The organism is Legionella saoudiensis, assembly GCF_001465875.1.
Lineage (GTDB): Bacteria > Pseudomonadota > Gammaproteobacteria > Legionellales > Legionellaceae > Legionella > Legionella saoudiensis.
In genome coordinates this window covers 365,435-382,480 of sequence record NZ_LN901322.1, presented here as the reverse complement: position 1 = coordinate 382,480, position 17,046 = coordinate 365,435, and the positions used below count along the sequence as shown (strand labels likewise).

The window sequence follows — 17,046 nt, the reverse complement described above, 5'->3', positions numbered from 1 at the left end:
TTACTCATTTAAGTAAAAAGGCTTTGTCTTCCAGGAAATGCCTTAAGTTCTCTTTATTAATTTTTTTGCTGCTAAATGCAATATAATGGTCTGGGCGAAGTAAAAATACTCCAGCTTCATTCATCTTATAACGTTGGTGAAGAGCGAGCTCTGAATCAACAATTACATTTTTAAAGTCAGAGATTTTAGTGAAACTAACCACATAGCTTTTAATACTTTCTGCATGGTTTTGCTCTATCCATTGGTTAACATCCTCGATCTCTTGTAAGAGCTTATTATTAATGTTATCACCCGTGAACAGTAATAAATTGTACTGATTGTTACAGAGATAATCTAAAAAGCGGGTGTTTTCACTAATGATAATATCAGGAGCTCGTTCGCCGGGTTTGGGAGCATCATGAGCCGTATCGGTATCATAATTAATGATAGGACTATTTTGATAATGAATTGCTAATTGAGTTAATTGCATTCCTAATTTATTTTGCAGATAATTACTTTGCCCAATAATATTTTTTGCAACCATTTCACGTAACTTGATTAATAGCGGATTCTCAAGAAAAGCCGCTTTAGTAATGCCTTCAGTCTTATCGACAATTTCTTTTATAACGGGTAGACGTTCGATTCCATAGCTATTTAAGAGCTCAGGTTTCGCTACTCCCTTAATGACAAAGGCTAATTTCCAAGCCAGATTATAAATATCTTGTAAGCCAGTATTCATTCCTTGTGCACCCGCTGGAGAATGCACATGCGCCGCATCGCCACCAATAAAGACTAATTCCTCGCGCATTCTGCCGGCAAGTTTACTATGAATCCAAAAAGCCGATGACCAAAGTACAGAGCTAACTTTAAATTTATGGATGCAGCGTTGCTCGACAATTTGTGTTACTTCCTCATCAGTAAATGTTTTTTTAACTTCTGAACCTTCTGCTGTAGCAACAATTCGGTAACGACCTTGACCTAGAGGAAAAAGGGCAAGCATATTTTGCTTCCCTAAAAAGGCATCTGCTTCATCGTCTACAGGACCTGTTAGTTGTACATCGGCAACCAAATACTCGTGAGGAATATCCTCACCTTCAAAAGGAATATGAGCTAACTCGCGTACCTTGCTATGAAGACCATCACACCCCATTAGCCAATCGCTTTCAATAAGTTCTTCTGTTCCATTACTGTGTTTTACGCGTGCCTTTACTCTACCCTCCACCTGCTCATAGTCTATTAGCTCTACTTGCCATTCAACTTGCCCTTGATGCTCCTCCAAACGCTCATTTAAAATTTTCTCAGTTTCACTTTGCGCTAAAAGTAAAGAAAATTGGTAGAACGAATCAATTTGGTTAAAGGGTATGCGAGCCATAAACTTATCATGTGAATATAGGCGAAAGGCACTCCAACGTTGCCCTGCTGCAAGGAAGCGGTCAATAATTCCCATATGGTGAAAAATTTCAAGAGTTCTGGTATGAATACCCGCTGCATTAGTGGTTTGAGTACGCCCTGTCTTTCTATCAATAATCCTAAAGGAGACACCAAAACGTGCTAACTCGCAAGCCATCATCAAGCCAGTAGGGCCAGCACCTACGATTAACACTGATGGATGTTGTTGCGTCATAGAAAATCCTTTTATTAATTTAAGTGAACTAAGTATCTTTATTGATAGTATTATCAGGAAGTTATTCTTTTTCAAGTCCAAAGAGAGAAGGGCTCTTTAAATAGCCTCTAATTAATTGTCACGATCGAAAACCCCAGGCGGTCATCGGATATAAATTAACCATTATTAGGTCTTTTTATTTGGTTGCTCTACAATTTAACTTCATTTGGTAGGAGCAACCGGTGCTCCTAATGGAAAACTCAGCCATTTGAGTCTGACTCTCTTTGGTTTAGAATGGTATTTAAGGATAGAGATGGTTATGGCATTAATTTTATTATTGGTATCTGCTGGCGTTATTTATCTCTCCTGTGAGTTTTTTGTAAATGCAGTTGAATGGGTGGGGAAGAAATTTAATGTCAGCAAACATGCAACTGGAACTATATTAGCTGCATTTGGTACGGCACTTCCTGAAAGCGTGGTAACGTTTGTCGCGGTGGTTTTTGGCCATACTCCCGAACAAAAAGAAATTGGTATAGGTGCTGCAATTGGTGGTCCATTAGTTTTGGCAACGATTGCTTATGCTGTGGTAGGTTGGGTATTTATAGCGCAAAAAAATAGTAATGAAAAACAAATCCTCTCTAAAGTCACAGAACGCCGCCTGGGGAAAGATCAAGTATGGTTCTTAAGCATTTTTATTTTTAAAATAGCTCTTGGGTTAGTTGCCTTTGCATTTAAGCCATGGCTTGGGCTCCTATTTCTCTTGGCTTATGCAGTGTATGTCAGGCAGGAGATGAAGGGAGAAGATGATCCCGAACATTTGGATTTTATGGAGCCTTTAAAAATAAGGCCTCGTGATGCACATCCCTCTCAATCCTGGGCCTTATTGCAAATGACTCTATCATTAATCATTATTTTTACCAGCGCACGTATATTTGTTCATCAGTTGGAAGTAATTGGACCTGTTTTTGGGATACCACCACAAATGGTGGCTTTGTTGTTAAGCCCTATTGCCACAGAACTTCCTGAAATTATGAATGCGGTAATATGGGTTCGCCAAGGAAAACAAATATTAGCTCTGGCCAATATCAGTGGCGCCATGATGATCCAAGCTACTGTTCCCAGTGCTTTGGGAATATTTTTTACCCCATGGATTTTAGATGAGGTATCCATATGGGGGGCAATAATTACCTTATTATCAATTTTTGGTTTGTACTTATTGTTACGCAAAAATGCTCTAACAGGTATGCGCTTATCCTTCTTCGGATTATTTTATATGGTATTTGCTGTGGGATTGTATTTTATTTAAGTGTGTGTGTGAATTTGCTCAAAAGAGTGCGTTCTCATGTACATTCACAATGAAACACACCCTTATTGGCGCTTAAAAGAAAATAAGGATTAAAAATTTATAGCTCGGACACACCGTACGTAGTGTTCTCCACCCTTATAAGTATGCGACTGAACGCCACTACCTGTTGAGAAAGCATGAAACCATGCATCGAATATGGGTTGTCCCGAATACTGAGTGGAACTCCAATAGGCATAGCCTCCCTGAAGGTCACCAAAACCGAGCTTAAATAAATTGACTTCGATATTAGCTAATCCGCTTGCAGCGCAAGTTGCCATTGAATTCCCCATTTGGCAGATGGCTGGTAAATACCACGTACCTAGGGCCACGGGACCAGTATTATCCAAGGCTATTTGATAACAAAGGCCTGCTGCATAATCTGTATAGGATGTCCCATACTGGGCTGCAAGCTGATTCGTATTACAGGAGCCATCCGTTGCGCCATTACAAGCATCAGGCGGGTTCGTCGATGTTTCATTTATATTAGGTATATTATTAAAACTGGTACTCCAAACCTGGGATGCCGATACATCGCTACTTGCCAAGACAAGAGCTGTATTGCCTGACATAGACCAGACTAAATAATCGTTTATTGTAAATGCAAGTGCTGTTTGAGGTGGCGAACTAATATTGTCCCCCGTAATGGTTATATTGCCTTGCGCAACATAAGGAGTAGTTGAGGAAAAGTGTAATGTACAGGTACCATTATTGGGTGCTATAGAGGCGCATTCGCTGGCGTCCTGTGATACGCCAGTCCAGCCGCCAGGCAATACGGCATGGACATTATATGCGGTGTAGATGCCTGTGTTAGTTACCGTGAGAGCCCCACTTCCTGAATTAACAGGAATGGTTCCATTTGCATTTACTGTTAGGAAGGTATTATTAGTAATGCAACCAACCGCCACATCTGTTACATCAGAACCTCCCATGGTTCCACTGTTATTAGTGGGAGTGCAGGTTTGTCCGTTGGGTTGTGTTCCTACAGTCACATAGTATGGACTGCCTTCTGCAACTGGCATGGAAAAGGTAAAAGAACCATTCGCCGTAAGTGGGGTAGGATTAATACCATTATTGAGCAGGATAACAGTACCGGTAAGACCCGTAATGGTCCCGCCCACAGTGTGGGTTCGTGTAGCGCAGTTCACCGTAACATCGGTTACATTACCACTTACAGTGCCCGAACCAGAAGCGACATTACACGTTTGATTTGGCGGTTGTGTTCCGATGGTGACATGATACGTACTTCCTTCGGCTAAAGGTGTAGAAAAGGTGAAGGGACCATTCACACTAACTGAGGTTGGATCCACTCCATTGTTTAACAAGGTTACCGTGCCGACAAGACCAGTAATGGTCCCGCCAATCGTGTAGGTATTGGTAGAGCAGGTCACCGTAACGTTGGTCACATTAGCCCCACTCATAATGCCCGAGCCGGAAGCTACCGTGCAGGTTTGCCCGTTAGGTTGTGTTCCTACAGTCACAAGGTATGGGCTCCCTTCAGCAATAGGGGTTGAAAAAGTGAACGAGCCATCTGTACTAACTGATAGGGCGTTCGCCCCATTGTTTAACAAGGTAATCGTACCGGTAAGGCCTGTAATCGTACCACCTACTGTGTATTTCGCTATTCCTTGAGTTATGTGCAGCCTATTTTGGATGCTGGGTTGGTAACACATCAAACGATTGCCTTGTTCACATACTTTGGGGCCTTCTATTATTGGGCCTTGCAAAGCGCTTCCACTTACTTGCAAGCTCAAAATACAGGATTGTTGCCAGCTTAAAACAAATGAATTGGAGCAGTCATTTGCGGAGGTAATTATCTGGTTGATGCCTGTTATAGGTTGCATCACCAGGGTGTGCGTTTTTTTTGAGCGATTTGTTATTTGGTATTTGATGATTTTAACCTCATTAACTGAAACAGAAATAGAGTTCGCTGTTAATGGGATGAGCGAGATCACTGGAGTTCCCGCGTGGGCGATAGTAAGTACCAGAAAAGAGAGTATCGCTATAATCGTTGTTCGTGCCAAAAGTGATTTATCCATTGATATTTCACGTTTTATTTAGGAAGACATAACCCAAAGTATCATTTGTGTAGAAATGCTTCAAGGTAATTACTGTATTATGGAAGTAAAACCAAGGTTTACCCTAGTGCATGCTAATAAAGTTCATGGATATGGGCTCTTGGGAGTATTGGAGGGCTCATATAGCAGCCCTCTTTTTTACAAAATTGGGGATTGAGACAATGGCTCTTTAGCCTCAGGGTTTACTAAAGATACTGTGGAATCCTCTGCTTTAAACATACTTGATTTAGATAATGTACCCTTTAAATTTAATGGAGCCAATTGTTCTGGGTTAAAATTAGCGATCTTGTTTTCTAATTTGATTTGTTGTTCTTTTAATTTTTGTAATTGCTGTTGAGTATCGCTATTTAGTTGCTCAAATGAGACTATTCTTCTTTTATATGATTTGAAATCCATCTCTAAATTAGTGATAGGCTCTTTTAAGGAAGAATGTTTTGAATATAACTCCTCTAGTTTCTCTGTGTAAAAGCTATTCCATGGTTCAAAAAATTTTATTTCTAATAAGGCAACAGCTAATAGGGCAGGGACTGCTATTAGAGTTGCAATGGATGATATAAATCCTAAGGGAACAATAGGTAATATAGTAAAAACCAGTACTGCAAATTGGAATAGTTCATATTTATTTTTTTCAGCTTTTAATTCAGCACGATTTTTTTCAATTTCTTTGATGCTAGATTCATTGCTTTTTTTAAGCATTTCAAGTCGAGCAGCTATCCTGTCACATTTATCATTCAATTTTTGTTTCTCTTCAGGATAGGAATCAGATGATTGAGTTTTCTTTTCTATGGCTCTTTTAACTTCCTGTAATTCAAATATATTACGGATATACGCTCTAAAAAAAGGATTTAAATTATTCTTTACTGCCGCTTCTATTAATGCACTTTCAAATATTTTAATTTGATCCAATGTACTTTCACTTAATAAGTGTACTTCTCCATCTACCAATAACTGGATATTTTCCAAAAAGTTTTCATCGGATATTATTTGGTATAGTTCAACGATATTGTCTTGATTACAAAGATCCAGTACGGACTTCGTTTTATAAAGATATTGAATTTGTTTTGGCATGTCGCACCTTAATGCATTAAATGCTCATAATAGTACCAGTTTGTTTATCTAATACAAAACTCTTGCCAACTACATTTAAAAGAGAAAAATATTATTAACTTATTGATTATAAAGTAATAATTAGGTTTTAGTTTTTTTAAATTCCAATTTGGAAAGTTCTATTTTCCAAAATAGGCACTTATTGTTATATGTTCCAACGGGCTTTTAAGAATGCAAGACGATACTTTTGAAGAGCGATTGAATCTCAGTCTTAGATAATTACAATGATAGTTGGACCTGTCTATTCAAGCTCAATTATGCCATCCGTGACTATTTTCTCACATAGATACTTTAGGAATAAATCAATATGCTCATTATTCCTTTTATGCTTTTTGTAAATTGCATAAAGCATAATTTCAGGAGATTTATCATTAGGTAATACTGGCAACAGTTTACCTGCCTGAACTTCTTCTTGCACTGAAAAATAAGGAACCCAAATCAAGCCAAGCCCATTTAAAGCAGCCTGTTTTAATACCTCGGCATTGTTACTTTTAAAGTTTCCCGATACATGAATAATTTGTGAGTTCAGGATCCATTTATTTTGTAATCCATAAATCGTGTTAATTAAACAATTGTGATTGATTAATTTTTCTGGGGTAGCAGGATAGCCATGGGTTTCCAAATATTCCGGGGAAGCATAAATAGTTCTCTGAATAGAAAATAATTTTTTACAAATCATATTAGGTTGTCGAATTACATCGAATGTTATAGCTAAGTCAAAGTTATATTCATATATATCGACAACATTTGAACCAATTTGAAGGTCAATTGCAATTCCAGAATTAGCCTTCATAAATTGGGTAGTTAAATTTGTTAAATAAAGTACAGCGGGGCTCACCGTTAAGCATAATTTTAAAGTAACTAAATCTATTGGCAGTTCCTGAAGAGCTATTTCTTTGATTACTTTTAATTCATCAAATAAATTCCCCACCTTCTCATATAATATTTTCCCTTTATCAGTTAATATTAATTGCTTGGTGGAACGGATAAATAATTTGGTTTTTAATTCCAATTCTAAATGAGAAATTTGCTTACTTATCTTGGAAGAAGAAATAGACAGTGCTTGAGCAGCAGCGACAAAACTCTTACATTCAACCACCGTAGTGAAACTTTTTAAACATTGTAAAATATCCATTAGTCTTTTTTAGTCAATTTAAGATCACTTAATTTTACACCATACTTACCATGGATTATATTCAAATAAATCTGTAAATATTAAATTATGGTGATATACATTTAATTGTTGGTAGTGAGGAGCTAAACATAAGGGGACACATTTAGCTAAGAAAGAAGACAAAAATCGAAAATCCTAGGAAACATATCAGGTATGTTTGGTTAAATGTTTTAATGCTGAAAATGCAGCACTTGAGGTCACTTGCATATTTATAGCACTTTAGTTACTATCTTTTGAGTTTTTTAATTTAAAAAGAAGGAATTGCTATGCCCATAATCTCCGGGAGTCAGGCGCAAATTAAAGAGAAACTTAAAGTAGAAATCCATGCAGATATTTTAGAGCAAATCCAAAAATATTGTGAATGGGCTTCTATTAATGATTTAGGCTTTTTTATTGAAGAAGCCAGCCGTTTTGTTTTTGCCAAAGATAAAGAATGGAAAAAACAACAAAAAGTAGCTAAAAAATCCAAACAAGAAACTACTTAATGCTCCATAATAATGGGTTTTTCTGAATCATTGGCTGAATAATTCAATCATTGCGTCGTTAAACGCTGGTATATCTTGTGGATTTCTGCTTGTTAAAATACGTCCGCTAACGACAGTTTCTTGATCAACCCATTCACCACCGGCATTAATTAAATCCATTTTTAATGAAGGCCAGGAGGTTACTTTTTTACCGCGAACAATTTCCGTATTAATTAATAACCATGGACCATGGCAAATCGCCGCAATAGGCTTCTGTGCATCGTAAATGCCCTTAATAAAATCAATTGCTTTTTCATTCATGCGCAAATGATCTGGACTCATAACGCCGCCTGGTATTAACAAGGCATCATAAGTATCTGCTTGAGCAACGTCTAAGGGAATATCAATAGTAAATTGTTTTCCCCACTCCTTGGTATCCCAACCATTAACGGTATCTTTTTCTGGTGAAATAAGGTGAGTCTCAGCCCCTGCTGCCGCTAGCGCATCCCGGGGTTTTACCATTTCTACTTGTTCAAAACCATTGGCTACTAAAATTGCTATTTTTTTCCCATGCAAGGATTTAGCCATTATTTTTCCTTAAAGTAGGTTGATCTAAGAGATTATTTTTATGTTTATCCTCTAAATAAAATTGAGCAGCTTTTTCAATAAAAAGACTAATGTTATCGATATTTGCCCATCGGCAGTATTGATATATTTTATTTAAAATTTCTGAATTAACCGTCGTACTAATTGTAATTTTTATACTCGGGCTATTACTTTTTATTATCATTAAATACTCCATTACTTTACAACTACAAAATATCGATGTGGAAACTTTAGTATTAAAAGGAGTTGCTTTCTATTAAGGAATTCAAGAGGGGAGTTAGGGTTTTCCTTAATAAAAATGTCCTAAATTACTGGAGCAAGGTTCTAAGTTATTTTTTTAAGGATGACCTTAATGGCAATAATTTGGAGTTAGGCTAACTTAATAAATTATTCGCGCCTTTGTCTATTCGTAGATGTCTTATAAGTCAATTAATTCTATTGTGCTGTGATAATTAAAAGGAATTTTTATGGGAACTAATGTCAGCGATTTTTTCTTAGAACGCTTATCCGCTTGGGGAGTTAAACGAATTTATGGCTTTCCAGGTGATGGTATTAACGGCATCTTAGGGGCATTGAGACGTGCAGGCGATACTTTTGATTTCATTCAAGTACGGCATGAAGAAATGGCTGCATTTATGGCCTGCGCCCACGCAAAATTTAGTGGAGAACTCGGGGTGTGTTTAGCTACTTCCGGACCTGGCGCAATTCATTTATTAAATGGACTTTATGATGCTAAGCTGGATCATCAACCTGTATTAGCGATTGTAGGCCAACAAGCAAGTTCTTCATTGGGTGGCTCGTATCAGCAAGAGGTTGATCTTACCTCTTTATTTAAAGACGTTGCTTCAGAATATGTCTATATGGCTTCTACACCCGCCCAAGTACGACATTTGGTTGATCGCGCCATCCGCATCGCTAAAGCAGAGCGAACGGTGACCTGTGTTATTTTGCCAAATGACATTCAATTGTTGAATGCTGTAGAAGTTCCTAATCGAGTACATGGCACATTGCATTCAGGCATTGGCTTTACTATGCCGGTTACAATACCTGATGATGAAGAGTTGCAACGGGCTGCACAAATTTTGAATGAGGGTAAGAAGGTAGCTCTCTTAGTTGGAGCGGGTGCTTTACATGCAACCAATGAAGTACTGGAAGTTGCTGAAATTTTAAAAGCGGGTATTGCTAAGGCCTTGCTGGGTAAAGCAGTTGTACCCGATGATTTACCTTTTGTCACCGGCTCAATTGGTATTTTAGGCACCAATCCAAGTTGGGAGATGATGAAAAGATGCGATACCTTATTTATGATTGGATCGAATTTCCCCTATGCAGAGTTTTTACCTAAAGAAGGTAAGGCTCGTGGAGTACAAATTGATATTGATCCTAAAATGATTGATCTGCGCTATCCCATGGATGTTAATTTAGTAGGGGATAGCGTGGAAACCTTAAGACGATTAATTCCCTTATTGCAACAGAAGAAAAATACACGTTGGCGAAAAACAGTTGAAGAGAGTACCAAAAAATGGTGGGAGGTTATGGAGGCACGAGCAATGAGTAGTGCGAAACCTATTAATCCACAACGAGTTTTTTGGGAGCTTTCGCCAAAGTTACCCGATAATTGCATTATTACAGCAGACTCTGGCTCTGCCGCGAATTGGTATGCTCGCGACTTAAAAATCCGCGAAGGGATGAAAGCCTCTTTATCAGGAAATTTAGCGTCAATGGGAGCTGGTGTTCCTTATGCAATTGCGGCAAAATTTGTACATCCCGAGCGTGTGGTGATTGCCGTAGTTGGTGATGGTGCCATGCAAATGAATGGTAATAACGAATTAATTACTATTGCCAAATATTGGAAACGCTGGGCTGATCCTCGCTTAATTATTTTAGTTTTAAATAATCGCGACTTAAATCAAGTGACTTGGGAACAACGGATCTTGCTTGGTGATCCTCGATATGATGCCTCGCAAAGCATTCCTGATTTCCTTATGCAGAATATGCCAGATCATTAGGGCTCGATGGCATTAAAATAGATTCTCCCGACCAATTAGCCAATGCTTGGGATATCGCCTTGGCAGCGGATAGGCCTTTTGTTTTCGAGGCAGTTACCGATCCGGATGTTCCGCCCCTACCACCGCACATTAGTTTAAAAGAGGCAACCGCATTTATGTCGTTTTTTCTAAAAGGCGATAGTCGTAGCCAAGGGACAATGAAGCAATCATTTAAAGAATTTATTCAAGGTTTAATTCCTTATAAGGATAATGCCTAACATGAAGGTCAAGAATCGGTGCCCAATGGACCTTTTTCTTGAATGCAACCCTATTCTAAAAGAGTAAGGGAGTATTATGGAGAAAGCTTCTTCTTTCCCGCCGATTGCGGATTATGGCTTTATTGGTGATTGCCATTCATCGGCATTAATATCGCGGTCAGGATCTATTGATTGGTGCTGCATGCCTGATATGGCCTCACCCAGTTGTTTTGGTCGACTGCTCGATTGGAAAAAAGGAGGTTATTGTCAAATAGCCCCAACAGAACCCTACACGAGCTCCCGCCATTATTATAAAAAAACCATGGTCTTAGAAACGCATTTTAAAACGGAACAAGCACACATCATGATTATGGATTTTTTCTCCATGCGAGTTGGTGGTAGAAAAAAGCCGTATCAGCAAATAATTCGTATTATTAAAGCAGTTAAAGGTGCGATGAAGTTGGCTTTTCAGGTGGTGCCTCGTTTCGATTATGGAACAACAACCCCTTGGATTCGTCGCTATGGAGAGAATGCTTATAGTGTATTAGGTGGGAATAATGGCTTGCTTATTTCCAGCAATATCCAATTGAGTATCAAAAAACATACCTTGCATCAGCAACTAGAGCTGAGCGGGGAGCTGCCGGTTTATCTTTCCATTTTATATTGCAAGTCCCAGGAGCTGGATGAAAATTTGGTATGTGTCCCTACTATTCATCAATTGGAGGAGCGTTTGGATTTCACCATTCAATGGTGGCAGCGTTGGATTAGGCAAGGAGATTTTACTAAGGTTTATTTGCCCCCGATCATAGAGCGCTCAGTGCTTACTTTAAAATGCCTTTCTCATGCAATTAGCGGAGCTATTTTGGCTGCACCAACCACGTCTTTACCTGAAGAACTTGGCGGGAGAAAAAATTGGGATTATCGTTATAGTTGGGTTCGGGATTCATTTTTTACCATCATTGCTTTAGGACAAATTGGATTTGTAAAAGAAATGGATCGATTTAAGCGCTTTGTGCGTTGGTGTACAGCAGGTCAGGCTAAAGAACTGCAAATTCTTTATGGACTTGATGGTCATCGGCGTTTATCTGAATTTTATCTCGAAGGTTTTTCCGGTTATAAAAATTCTAATCCTGTGCGGGTAGGTAATGAAGCTTCAGAACAGCTTCAATTTGACGTGTATGGGGAATTATTAGCTTTGGCATGGCATACACATCGTGAACATTCCTCGATTGATCCTTATTATTGGGAATTTTTAAAAGATGTGGTGAATATAGCCATTAAAAATTACCACAAAGCGGATTGCGGGATCTGGGAATTTCGTGTGACTACCCGCCACTTTGTTTTTTCCAAAGTAATGTGCTGGGTGGCGGTTGATTTAGGTATTAAGTTGGGTGAAAAACATAACCTGATGGCTCCATTCTCTAAATGGCGCTTAGCACGTCACGAAATCCGCACCATGATTGAAGAGCAAGGCTATGATAAAAGTAGGGGTGTATTTATTCAGGCTTTTGATACTCAAGTCATGGATGCCTCTTTGCTGTTATTACCTCTGTTTAATTTTCTTGATGCAGGCGATGAACGTATGATTCGTACTACAAATGCCATTATTGAAGATTTACTTGAAGATCAGTTACTACGGCGGTATCCCGAAGGAAGTGATGGAATGAAAGGTGGTGAAGGCATTTTTTTACCCTGTACCTTTTGGTTAGTGATGGTTTTAGTTCGTCAAAACCGTATGCAGGAGGCATTTTCTTTTTTTAATGCCGCAATAGATAAAGCGAATGATTTAGGCTTATTTAGTGAGGAATATGATACAAAAAATAAAGAATTAATAGGAAACTTCCCTCAAGCTCTAACTCATTTATCACTGATTAGCGCTTCGATTTTATTACAGGATAAGGATAAGCATCTGTTCTAATGATTTTTTAGATATTTCTATTTTTTAATATAAATTTCCTGTTTTATCAATTAGTTTTTGTAATCATTTTAACTTAAACCATTTTATAATAAATTATGGGTTATAATATTATAATAAGTTTGTTGATCTGTAATTTTTAATTTTAAAAACGGAGGTTTAAAATGGCTAAAAATATAGTGAAAACAGAAGAGGTTGTCGGCGTAAGTGTGGAGAATAATGAAGGAGAAGATTTAGGAAAAATAGAATCATTAATGCTTGATAAACTAAGCGGAAAAGTGGTTTATGTGGTTCTTTCTTTCGGTGGTTTTTTAGGAATGGGAGATAAATATTTTGCTATGCCATGGCATGTTTTTTCCTATGATCCTGATCGAGAAAAATTTGTTATCGGCGTGGATAAAGAACGACTAAAAAACTCACCAGGATTCGACAAAGATAATTGGCCTGATATGTCTACTCCAGAATGGAGTGCAACTATTGATGAATATTATACCGATATTTAAATAGCTCAGCTTCTTTGGAGAAGTCCGTCATCCCTGCCCCACGAGGGATGACGTCTTTAAGCGCCTCTTGATAAAAAACTTAAGATACTCAGCCTACATTTAATTGATTCTCGCTTGAGCGAGAATGACTCTAAGGTTAAACAACTTCATAATCTTGCTGAGCTTGCAGGTATAATTTAATCAGTTGAGCGAGGTTTTTTGCTTGAACTTTGGTCATAATATTTGAACGGTGTGCTTCTACTGTGGAAATAGAAATAGAAAGTTCATGGGCAATTTGTTTATTTAACTTCCCATCAATAATCAGTTTAATAATTTGTTGTTCTCGTTTAGACAAGCTGTTAATGCGATTATTAAGCAGGTGTAAGGACTCATTGTTAATGGAATGATTAATATGTTTTTGAACTTTTTCCAAAAGAATCTGCTCGTTAAACGGTTTTAACATAAAATCTTTTGCCCCAAGCTTCATTGCCCTTACGGCCATGGGGATATCACCATGACCGGTAATCACGATTACGGGTAAAAATAGTTTTTGCTGTCTTAATTTCTCTAAAAGTTCTAAGCCACTTATGTCTGGAAGACGCACATCCATTATAATTAACCCTGATTTTTTAGGATCGTAAGCTTCTTGGAACGAAGAGGCATTTTTATAGGTTTCTACTTGGAACTGGATGGACTCAAAGAGCCATTGTAACGCATTGCAAATTTCAGGTTCGTCATCGATAACAAAAATGGTTTGGTTATTTGTTTGCATATCAACTCCTAATATCCTTATGTGAGCCTAAGCCGTTGTATTTTTACATATCCTTTTGTATAAGAAAACCACTATATTTACCCATTTACTATGACGCCACCATTCGGATGCAATACTTGGCCGGTCATGTATGATGAATCTTGTGATGCTAAAAAGACATATGCAGGGGCAACTTCAGCGGGTTGTCCTGCTCGTTTCATGGGGACTTGACTGCCAAATTCTTCAACATGTTCTGGAGTAAAACTAGCAGGAATTAATGGTGTCCAGATAGGGCCTGGGGCGACAGCATTTACCCTAATTCCGCGAGAAACCAGATTTTGTGAAAGAGAACGGGTCAAGGCGATAATAGCACCTTTTGTTGAAGAATAGTCAATTAAATGTGGGTTGCCTTTATAGGCGGTAACCGAAGTGGTATTGATGATTATCCCTCCTGATTTTAAATGAGGTAAGGCAGATTTAATCATATAAAAATAGGAAAAGAAATTAGTCTTAAAGGTTTGCTCCATTTGTTCACAGCTAATGTCTTCAGGATTATCTTGAGGATGCTGTTCTGCTACATTATTTACTAAGATATCAAATCCACCACAATATTTTATTACCGTATTCACCAGATCTTGGCAAATAGAAAACTCTTGTAAATTTCCTGAGTAAAGCCAACATTTTCGGCCAATTTTCTCAATTTCTGCTTGTGTTTTTTTTGCATCGACTTCTTCATTGTAATAATGCACAAAGACATCTGCTCCTTCTAGTGCATAGTGGCAGGCAACAGCCCTACCAATACCGCTATCACCGCCGGTTACCAAAGCGATTTTGTCTAATAATTTTCCACTTCCCTTATAATTCTCACTGATATAAACCGGTTGCGGATGCATCTTTTCTTCTATACCTGGTTGTTGCTTTTGTGCTTGGGCTGGTTGTTGTTTTGTCATAATATATCCCAGATTGTTGTTAAAGTTATCTTAGGGACTTTCTAAAAAAATTCCATTATGGTTTAAATTAAAACTTAGTGGAAACTACGAATAAGTAATTTAATTTTAATGATTGTTAATAATTTCAACATCTTGCGCTTGCATTCCTTTTTTGCCTTTACTGACATTAAAAGATACTTTAGCACCCATAGGAAGTGACTTAAATCCTTTTCCTAATATTCCGCTAAAATGTACGAAATATTCTTGTCCCTCGCTTTGAATAAAGCCAAAACCTTTATCATCCCTAAACCATTTGACTGTACCACTTATTTTTTCAGACATGGTAGTCCCTTATTTATAGATTTATAATTTAAATTATAGGTGTATTTTTCAGAAAAATTATATCAGGGAAAACAATGGTTTTTCTGAAAAATATCCTTAGGTTAGATTGACGATTTTTTCTAAAAAAATATCCATTTTAAATGGTTTTTTTATAAAGGCATCAATCCCATATTTTAAATGGGAATTAATAATACTTTCTTTAGCACAGCCACTCATCATAAGAATTTTTAGCTTACATGTATTTTTTTTTATTTCTTGTACTAATTCAATTCCATTCATGGAGGGAATATTCAAGTCTAAAATCAAACAGCCATCCCATTCTGGTGAGTGTTGTTGTAAGAAATGCAGTGGGTGATGAAAAACTTTCAACTCTAAGGCATCCTTATATATCGTTGTTAATAAAAAAAATAATGCCTCGCAGAGGGCCTCATTATCATCAACAAGGCATATTTTAATTTTTTTCATTGGAACTCATTAGTGGTAAGGTAAACGTAAAACAGGCCCCTTGCTTTTCATTATTCTGAAAGTAGAGTTTTCCGCCATGGTTTTCAATAAGGGTACGGCAAATATGTAGACCTATGCCATGTCCTTGCTTTTTGGTGGTAAAGTAGGAGCATAGTATTTTATTTATATATTCTTTGGGTACCCCAGGTCCATTATCCTTTATCTTGATATGCACATATTGGTCCAGTTTTTGCGTTTCAATAGTGAGTTCTAAATGTTCCTCATTGCTATTTTGATATGCTTCCAAACTATTGCGCGCCAAATTTAAAATGACCTGAATAATGTGCGTTCTGTTAATTAAGATTAAAGGAACGTTATCCTCAAGGTTTAAGGTAATTTTTAATTTGGAGCTTAATAATTCATAGTGAAAAATAGATATGGCATCATGAATTAATTGATTAATGTCGGTTCTTTCTACGTAGAAATTTTCTTCGCGAATACATTTTTTCATATTTAAAAGAATTTCGGCGGCTAATTCTGCTTGAGAGGATATTTTTTCTAATAGCAATGAAAATTGTTCGTTTATATCCCCTGCCTCAGGTTTATTGCTCATCAAAAAAAGACAACTGCGACTGTAGGTAACAATAGTTGTTAAGGGCTGGTTGATTTCATGAGCTATAGCAGAAGACATTGCACTAATTATGCTATTTTTGCACGTACGGGTAATGTCTGCTTGCAATTTATGCTGTAACTTATAATCGGTAGTATCCTTTATGCGAAAAATCAGCTCATTTTTTTGGCGATAAGCTTTATGTTGAGCATGTAATCGTATTTCATAACAGTAATAAATATCACTGTTTTTATTGGGATTTTCAATTACAATACTCGTTTTTTGCCCAGAAAGTGCATTGTAGCAGGCCTTAATAATTTTTGCCTTCAACGGAGTATTTTCAGATAGTGCCTTGTCCAAATTCATATCTACGCTAACCTCTTGCGAGGTCATGCGGAATAATAATTTTGTGAATAATTGATTACAGATTTTAATGTTTAATTCATCATCTAATACGGCAATCGCATCATCTGCATGATGGAATAATTTATTAACCATGCGGAATTTTTCAATGTCATAGTCATGAGGTTGAGTGTGGCGAAGAGTAGTCGTTTCAATTCCTTCAATGGAGATAAAATTTTTTTCTAGGACGCGACATTGAAAAAGCACCCATCTTAATGTGCCATCTTTTTGTAAGATACTGACTTCACAGGTTTGTTTTAAATTACTTTGAAGTAATTTCTCAATTTTTTCTTTAAATAATTTTTGATGGTTAGGTATATAAGTAAGAAGCGATTGATTTATTAGGCTTTTTCTACTGGATTCCAAAAGTCTGGAGGCCATAATATTAAGCTTCCGTATTGATAAATTAGTATCAATTATAAAAGAAATAAAAGAATTATTAGGCTTATTTATTCTTTTTATTAATCTTATAGGAGAATTTTCAGAAAAAATTCTATTGATATTTCCTATATTTAATAATGATTGATTTAGCTTATTTTTTATTATATTCACTTTATGCCAAATTTAAGAATTTTC

The 17,046-nt window shown here is 37.1% G+C and carries 17 protein-coding genes; 6 read left to right on the top strand and 11 right to left on the bottom strand.

Annotation, left to right across the window (positions count from 1 at the left end; translation table 11 throughout):
• Positions 1-4: 4 nt before the first annotated feature.
• The gene (locus BN3124_RS05975; protein ID WP_058533880.1) at positions 5-1,603 is read right to left on the bottom strand and encodes an FAD-dependent monooxygenase; all 1,599 of its coding nucleotides are present in this window, start codon (positions 1,601-1,603) and stop codon (positions 5-7) included.
• Positions 1,604-1,901: 298 nt separating this feature from the next.
• Here BN3124_RS05975 and BN3124_RS05970 point away from each other — a divergent pair, with 298 nt between their 5' ends.
• A complete protein-coding gene (locus tag BN3124_RS05970; protein WP_230849103.1) occupies positions 1,902-2,888 on the top strand; it encodes a sodium:calcium antiporter in 987 nt (328 codons plus the stop codon).
• Positions 2,889-2,977: 89 nt separating this feature from the next.
• On the opposite strand, the gene BN3124_RS05965 is transcribed toward BN3124_RS05970, so the two are convergent.
• The 3 genes from BN3124_RS05965 to BN3124_RS05955 all read right to left on the bottom strand — a co-directional run bounded on the left by BN3124_RS05965 (position 2,978) and on the right by BN3124_RS05955 (position 7,244).
• The gene (locus tag BN3124_RS05965) at positions 2,978-4,963 is read right to left on the bottom strand and encodes an Lcl C-terminal domain-containing protein (RefSeq protein WP_058533878.1); all 1,986 of its coding nucleotides are present in this window, start codon (positions 4,961-4,963) and stop codon (positions 2,978-2,980) included.
• Positions 4,964-5,140: 177 nt separating this feature from the next.
• Positions 5,141-6,070, bottom strand: coding sequence for a hypothetical protein (locus tag BN3124_RS05960; protein WP_058533877.1), 930 nt, complete (start codon positions 6,068-6,070; stop codon positions 5,141-5,143).
• A gap of 280 nt (positions 6,071-6,350) precedes the next feature.
• Positions 6,351-7,244 (bottom strand): LysR family transcriptional regulator, encoded by an 894-nt coding sequence (locus BN3124_RS05955; RefSeq protein WP_058533876.1) that lies wholly within the window; start codon positions 7,242-7,244, stop codon positions 6,351-6,353.
• Positions 7,245-7,549: 305 nt separating this feature from the next.
• On the opposite strand from BN3124_RS05955, the gene BN3124_RS05950 reads away from it, so the two are divergent.
• Positions 7,550-7,768 carry a hypothetical protein gene (locus tag BN3124_RS05950; protein WP_058533875.1) on the top strand — a complete coding sequence of 73 codons (219 nt, stop codon included), beginning with the start codon at positions 7,550-7,552 and terminating at the stop codon, positions 7,766-7,768.
• 27 nt (positions 7,769-7,795) lie between these two features.
• On the opposite strand, the gene BN3124_RS05945 is transcribed toward BN3124_RS05950, so the two are convergent.
• Together BN3124_RS05945 and BN3124_RS05940 are read right to left on the bottom strand one after the other, a co-directional pair.
• Positions 7,796-8,335: a type 1 glutamine amidotransferase domain-containing protein gene (locus BN3124_RS05945; RefSeq protein ID WP_058533874.1), complete on the bottom strand. Its 540-nt coding sequence runs from the start codon at positions 8,333-8,335 to the stop codon at positions 7,796-7,798.
• Positions 8,328-8,537: a hypothetical protein gene (locus BN3124_RS05940; protein WP_058533873.1), complete on the bottom strand. Its 210-nt coding sequence runs from the start codon at positions 8,535-8,537 to the stop codon at positions 8,328-8,330. Before BN3124_RS05940 ends, BN3124_RS05945 begins: the two co-directional genes overlap by 8 nt.
• Before the next feature lie 283 nt (positions 8,538-8,820).
• Here BN3124_RS05940 and BN3124_RS05935 point away from each other — a divergent pair, with 283 nt between their 5' ends.
• The 4 genes from BN3124_RS05935 (at position 8,821) to BN3124_RS05925 (ending at position 13,013) form a co-directional block, all read left to right on the top strand.
• A complete protein-coding gene (locus BN3124_RS05935) occupies positions 8,821-10,359 on the top strand; it encodes a thiamine pyrophosphate-requiring protein (protein WP_230849102.1) in 1,539 nt (512 codons plus the stop codon).
• A gap of 59 nt (positions 10,360-10,418) precedes the next feature.
• Positions 10,419-10,616, top strand: a complete 198-nt coding sequence (locus BN3124_RS17345) for a hypothetical protein (protein ID WP_230849101.1) — start codon at positions 10,419-10,421, stop codon at positions 10,614-10,616.
• Positions 10,617-10,692: 76 nt separating this feature from the next.
• A complete protein-coding gene (locus BN3124_RS05930) occupies positions 10,693-12,513 on the top strand; it encodes a glycoside hydrolase family 15 protein (RefSeq protein WP_058533872.1) in 1,821 nt (606 codons plus the stop codon).
• A gap of 161 nt (positions 12,514-12,674) precedes the next feature.
• On the top strand, positions 12,675-13,013 hold the full coding sequence (locus BN3124_RS05925) for a PRC-barrel domain-containing protein (RefSeq protein WP_058533871.1): 339 nt from the start codon (positions 12,675-12,677) through the stop codon (positions 13,011-13,013).
• Positions 13,014-13,149: 136 nt separating this feature from the next.
• On the opposite strand, the gene BN3124_RS05920 is transcribed toward BN3124_RS05925, so the two are convergent.
• From BN3124_RS05920 to BN3124_RS05900, 5 genes are all read right to left on the bottom strand, one after another.
• On the bottom strand, positions 13,150-13,764 hold the full coding sequence (locus BN3124_RS05920; RefSeq protein WP_058533870.1) for a response regulator transcription factor: 615 nt from the start codon (positions 13,762-13,764) through the stop codon (positions 13,150-13,152).
• A gap of 77 nt (positions 13,765-13,841) precedes the next feature.
• Positions 13,842-14,693: an SDR family oxidoreductase gene (locus BN3124_RS05915; RefSeq protein WP_058533869.1), complete on the bottom strand. Its 852-nt coding sequence runs from the start codon at positions 14,691-14,693 to the stop codon at positions 13,842-13,844.
• Between the two features lie 105 nt (positions 14,694-14,798).
• On the bottom strand, positions 14,799-15,014 hold the full coding sequence (locus BN3124_RS05910; protein WP_058533868.1) for a cold-shock protein: 216 nt from the start codon (positions 15,012-15,014) through the stop codon (positions 14,799-14,801).
• 96 nt (positions 15,015-15,110) lie between these two features.
• Positions 15,111-15,479 carry a response regulator gene (locus BN3124_RS05905; RefSeq protein ID WP_058533867.1) on the bottom strand — a complete coding sequence of 123 codons (369 nt, stop codon included), beginning with the start codon at positions 15,477-15,479 and terminating at the stop codon, positions 15,111-15,113.
• Positions 15,466-17,022 (bottom strand): ATP-binding protein, encoded by a 1,557-nt coding sequence (locus BN3124_RS05900; RefSeq protein ID WP_058533866.1) that lies wholly within the window; start codon positions 17,020-17,022, stop codon positions 15,466-15,468. The genes BN3124_RS05905 and BN3124_RS05900 overlap by 14 nt, the downstream gene beginning before the upstream one ends.
• Between the last annotated feature and the right edge of the window lie 24 nt (positions 17,023-17,046).

Coding starts and splice junctions, on each gene's coding strand:
- BN3124_RS05975 (WP_058533880.1), bottom strand. CDS start 1,603: ATGACGCAACAACATCCATCAGTGTTAATCGTAGGTGCTGGCCCTACT.
- BN3124_RS05965 (WP_058533878.1), bottom strand. CDS start 4,963: ATGGATAAATCACTTTTGGCACGAACAACGATTATAGCGATACTCTCT.
- BN3124_RS05910 (WP_058533868.1), bottom strand. CDS start 15,014: ATGTCTGAAAAAATAAGTGGTACAGTCAAATGGTTTAGGGATGATAAA.
- BN3124_RS05930 (WP_058533872.1), top strand. CDS start 10,693: ATGGAGAAAGCTTCTTCTTTCCCGCCGATTGCGGATTATGGCTTTATT.
- BN3124_RS05960 (WP_058533877.1), bottom strand. CDS start 6,070: ATGCCAAAACAAATTCAATATCTTTATAAAACGAAGTCCGTACTGGAT.
- BN3124_RS05925 (WP_058533871.1), top strand. CDS start 12,675: ATGGCTAAAAATATAGTGAAAACAGAAGAGGTTGTCGGCGTAAGTGTG.
- BN3124_RS05970 (WP_230849103.1), top strand. CDS start 1,902: ATGGCATTAATTTTATTATTGGTATCTGCTGGCGTTATTTATCTCTCC.
- BN3124_RS05945 (WP_058533874.1), bottom strand. CDS start 8,335: ATGGCTAAATCCTTGCATGGGAAAAAAATAGCAATTTTAGTAGCCAAT.
- BN3124_RS05950 (WP_058533875.1), top strand. CDS start 7,550: ATGCCCATAATCTCCGGGAGTCAGGCGCAAATTAAAGAGAAACTTAAA.
- BN3124_RS05920 (WP_058533870.1), bottom strand. CDS start 13,764: ATGCAAACAAATAACCAAACCATTTTTGTTATCGATGACGAACCTGAA.
- BN3124_RS05915 (WP_058533869.1), bottom strand. CDS start 14,693: ATGACAAAACAACAACCAGCCCAAGCACAAAAGCAACAACCAGGTATA.
- BN3124_RS05940 (WP_058533873.1), bottom strand. CDS start 8,537: ATGATAATAAAAAGTAATAGCCCGAGTATAAAAATTACAATTAGTACG.
- BN3124_RS05935 (WP_230849102.1), top strand. CDS start 8,821: ATGGGAACTAATGTCAGCGATTTTTTCTTAGAACGCTTATCCGCTTGG.
- BN3124_RS05955 (WP_058533876.1), bottom strand. CDS start 7,244: ATGGATATTTTACAATGTTTAAAAAGTTTCACTACGGTGGTTGAATGT.
- BN3124_RS05905 (WP_058533867.1), bottom strand. CDS start 15,479: ATGAAAAAAATTAAAATATGCCTTGTTGATGATAATGAGGCCCTCTGC.